Source organism: Skermanella sp., from assembly GCF_059503625.1.
Genome location: NZ_JCACHA010000334.1, coordinates 1 through 2,789, shown reverse-complemented (window position 1 = coordinate 2,789; position 2,789 = coordinate 1). Strand labels below are relative to the sequence as shown.

The 2,789-nt window shown below is 66.3% G+C and carries 6 protein-coding genes; 3 read left to right on the top strand and 3 right to left on the bottom strand.

Annotated elements, in window-relative coordinates:
• A partial coding sequence (locus AC5JJ6_RS07680; protein WP_496041472.1) for an EamA family transporter occupies positions 1-357 on the top strand: 357 nt, incomplete at its 5' end.
• On the opposite strand, the gene AC5JJ6_RS07675 is transcribed toward AC5JJ6_RS07680, so the two are convergent.
• Together AC5JJ6_RS07675 and AC5JJ6_RS07670 are read right to left on the bottom strand one after the other, a co-directional pair.
• Complete coding sequence (locus AC5JJ6_RS07675) at positions 328-837, bottom strand: DUF3429 domain-containing protein (protein WP_496041471.1); 510 nt, start codon at positions 835-837, stop codon at positions 328-330. The two genes, AC5JJ6_RS07680 and AC5JJ6_RS07675, sit on opposite strands and share 30 nt — an antisense overlap.
• Positions 838-872: 35 nt before the next feature.
• Complete coding sequence (locus AC5JJ6_RS07670; RefSeq protein WP_496041470.1) at positions 873-1,280, bottom strand: YkvA family protein; 408 nt, start codon at positions 1,278-1,280, stop codon at positions 873-875.
• Positions 1,281-1,418: 138 nt separating this feature from the next.
• Between AC5JJ6_RS07670 and AC5JJ6_RS07665 the strand changes: the two genes are divergently transcribed.
• A complete protein-coding gene (locus AC5JJ6_RS07665) occupies positions 1,419-2,180 on the top strand; it encodes an SDR family NAD(P)-dependent oxidoreductase (protein ID WP_496041469.1) in 762 nt (253 codons plus the stop codon).
• A gap of 17 nt (positions 2,181-2,197) precedes the next feature.
• Here the strand turns inward: AC5JJ6_RS07665 and AC5JJ6_RS07660 are convergent, their stop codons facing one another.
• Positions 2,198-2,584 carry a 4a-hydroxytetrahydrobiopterin dehydratase gene (locus tag AC5JJ6_RS07660; RefSeq protein WP_496041468.1) on the bottom strand — a complete coding sequence of 129 codons (387 nt, stop codon included), beginning with the start codon at positions 2,582-2,584 and terminating at the stop codon, positions 2,198-2,200.
• On the opposite strand from AC5JJ6_RS07660, the gene AC5JJ6_RS07655 reads away from it, so the two are divergent.
• Positions 2,556-2,789: metallopeptidase family protein (locus tag AC5JJ6_RS07655; protein ID WP_496041467.1), on the top strand; the 234-nt coding region annotated here is incomplete at its 3' end. The genes AC5JJ6_RS07660 and AC5JJ6_RS07655 overlap by 29 nt on opposite strands.

Here is a 2,789-nt window from a genome sequence, read left to right as displayed (position 1 = left end):
TTCCTGACCCCGATGTCGCTGGTGCCGGCGCTGTTCGTCTGGTCGTGGCCCAGTTGGGGCATGCTGGTCTGGCTGGTGCTGATGGGCGGCATCGCGACGCTGGGGCATCTGGCCCTGACCCGCGCCTTTACCCTGGCCGACGCTTCCGCGATGATGCCGTTCGACTACACCAAGCTGCCTTTCGCGGCCTTGCTGGGCTATCTGGCGTTCGGCGAGACGATGGACTTGTGGGCCTGGATCGGAGCGGGAATCATCGCGGCTTCGACGATCTACATCGCCCAGCGCGAAGCGATGCTGGCGCGGCGCGCACGGTCCGCCGCAGCGGCCTCAGCCGCCGTCGGCAGCCCCGCCGAGTAGGCCGGTCCCAAGCAGCACCCGCGCCAGCGACACCGCAAGCGCTGCGATGACCAGGACCGTCAGGACGCGGCGAAGCGGCAGATACCAGCCGGGAGCATGGCCGGCACGGACGGCGGCATTGTCACCGGCGTAGAGGGCGGCGAAGGCGATGATGAAGGTGACCAGCGACGGTACCGCGTTCATGCAGACGGCGACCCAGGCGACCAGCGGCGGCACGACGCCCCAGCCGAGCCTTGACCACGTCATCGCGGGAGCCGGATTCTCCGAGGTTGCCGGCGAACCGCCATAGTTGGCGACGGCCAGTCCCCAATGGACGGCACCCAGGAACGACAGGATGGTCGCTGCGTAGAGAACCTGGATCTGGAGCGCGTGGACGTTCCACGGCGAAGGCGCCAGCCATACGCAGGCGGCGGCGAACCAGAAAGGAATCAACCCGGCGAAGCCGAGGGCGAGGGCGGGGCGTGGGGTCTGTGACAGCATGATCCGCCACCAGATAGGGCGGATTCGCGGTTCGTCTATCCCGCCGCCCGGCTGTCGCCGCCATCCGCCTGCTCCGGTGACTGGGCGAGGTTCGCGAGAGTTTCCCGCGCCCGGTCGTAGTGGTCGGGCCTCATGTTGGCACGCACGGTCTGGATGGCGGCCATCAGCACGGCGGCATCGTCGGTGAATCCAAGCAACGCTATGAAGTCCGGTACGGCATCGACCGGCATCACGAAATAGGCCAGCGCGCCGAGCAGGATCGCCTTGGCCTTGGTCGGGGTCGAACTGTCCGTGGCGCAGTAGAAGGATGCCACGGCATCCTCGGCGAAGGGGATGCGGGCGACCGAGGAGCGCAGCTTGCTCCAGAATCGCTCGCGGACCATCCGCTCGTCCTGCTCCATCCCGGCGCCGCCGGCGGTATCCGAATTGCTTCGTGTTCTCATGGTTAACAGATATGGGCAGTGCCGGCGGCCGTACAATCGCCCGGCTGCTGCATTCGATGCAGCGGTCTGCTAAAGAGCGGGATGCGGCCGTTCCGGCCGGCAGACTTGAATAGAAGACATGGTAAAGGGAGGCGACCGATGAAGGTCAAAAATCATGCCGCCGTCATCACGGGCGGCGGTTCGGGCATGGGTGCCGAAACAGCGCGCCGCCTTGCGGCCGAAGGCGCCAAGGTGGCCTTGTTCGACCTGAATATCGACGCCGTTCAGGCTGTTGCCGACGAGATCGGCGGCATCGCCGTACAGTGCGACGTATCCGACGGCCCCAGCCTGGAAGCGGCCTTCGCCAAGGCGCGCGACGCCCATGGTCCGGCCCGGATCGCGGTCAGCTGCGCCGGGGTGGCGACTCCGGGCCGGATCGTCGGGCGCGAAGGCCCGCTCGACCTCGCCGCCTTCAAGCGGGTGGTCGACATCAATCTCGTCGGCACCTTCAACATGATGCGGCTGGCCGCCTACGACATGAGCAAGCTCGACCCGCTGGAAACGGCGGAGCGCGGCGTCATCATCAACACGGCGTCGGTCGCCGGGTTCGAGGGCCAGATCGGGCAGGCGGCCTATGGATCGTCCAAGGGCGGCGTGATAGCGCTCGGCCTGCCGGCGGCGCGCGAATTGGCGCGATTCGGCATCCGGGTCATGACGATAGCGCCGGGCCTGATCGCGACGCCGATGCTGCTGACGATGCCGCAGGAGATCCAGGACAGCCTGGCGGCTTCGGTGCCGTTCCCGGCCCGGTTCGGCGAAGCGTCGGAGTACGCCGACCTAGCCCTGCACATCATCGGCAACGTCATGCTGAACGGTGACGTGATCCGCCTGGACGGCGCGCTCCGGCTGGCGCCCAAGTAAGATCCGGCTATCCAGACTTAGCGGTCGTGCTCCAGTGCGATCGCGTCCATGTGGTGGGCCAGTTCGACATCGCGGTCGGACAGGCCTTCCACATCGTGGGTCGCCAGGATCACTTCGACCCTGTTGTAGACGTTGAACCACTCCGGATGGTGATCCATCTTTTCCGCCTTCAGGGCGACTCGGGTCATGAAGCCCCAGGCGGTCGCGAAGTCGGGAAAATGATAGGTCTTGCGGATCGCGTCCCTGTCTTCGACCTCGGCCCAGCCGTGCAGTTCGGCCAGGGCCGCCTGACGCCTTGCGCCGACGAGTTTTTCCACCATCTGAAGCCTCCCTTGTTGTATCGCTGTAGCGGTCGATCCGTGAGAGTGCGCCCGAATGACCAGTCGAATCAATGCCCCGACCATCGCCGACATCGAATCGCTGGCCGACGAGGCGCTCCAGACCATTCCGCCCGAACTGCTTCGGTTCGTCGGCAACGTGGTGATCCATGTCGAGGATTTCCCCGACGAGGAAACCGAGCGGGAAATGGGGCTCGACTCGCCGTTCGACCTGCTCGGCCTCTACCGGGGCGTCGATCTGGCCCACAAGAGCGTCAGCGCCACGCCCAGC

Coding starts and splice junctions, on each gene's coding strand:
- AC5JJ6_RS07675 (WP_496041471.1), bottom strand. CDS start 837: ATGCTGTCACAGACCCCACGCCCCGCCCTCGCCCTCGGCTTCGCCGGG.
- AC5JJ6_RS07670 (WP_496041470.1), bottom strand. CDS start 1,280: ATGAGAACACGAAGCAATTCGGATACCGCCGGCGGCGCCGGGATGGAG.
- AC5JJ6_RS07665 (WP_496041469.1), top strand. CDS start 1,419: ATGAAGGTCAAAAATCATGCCGCCGTCATCACGGGCGGCGGTTCGGGC.
- AC5JJ6_RS07660 (WP_496041468.1), bottom strand. CDS start 2,584: ATGGTCGGGGCATTGATTCGACTGGTCATTCGGGCGCACTCTCACGGA.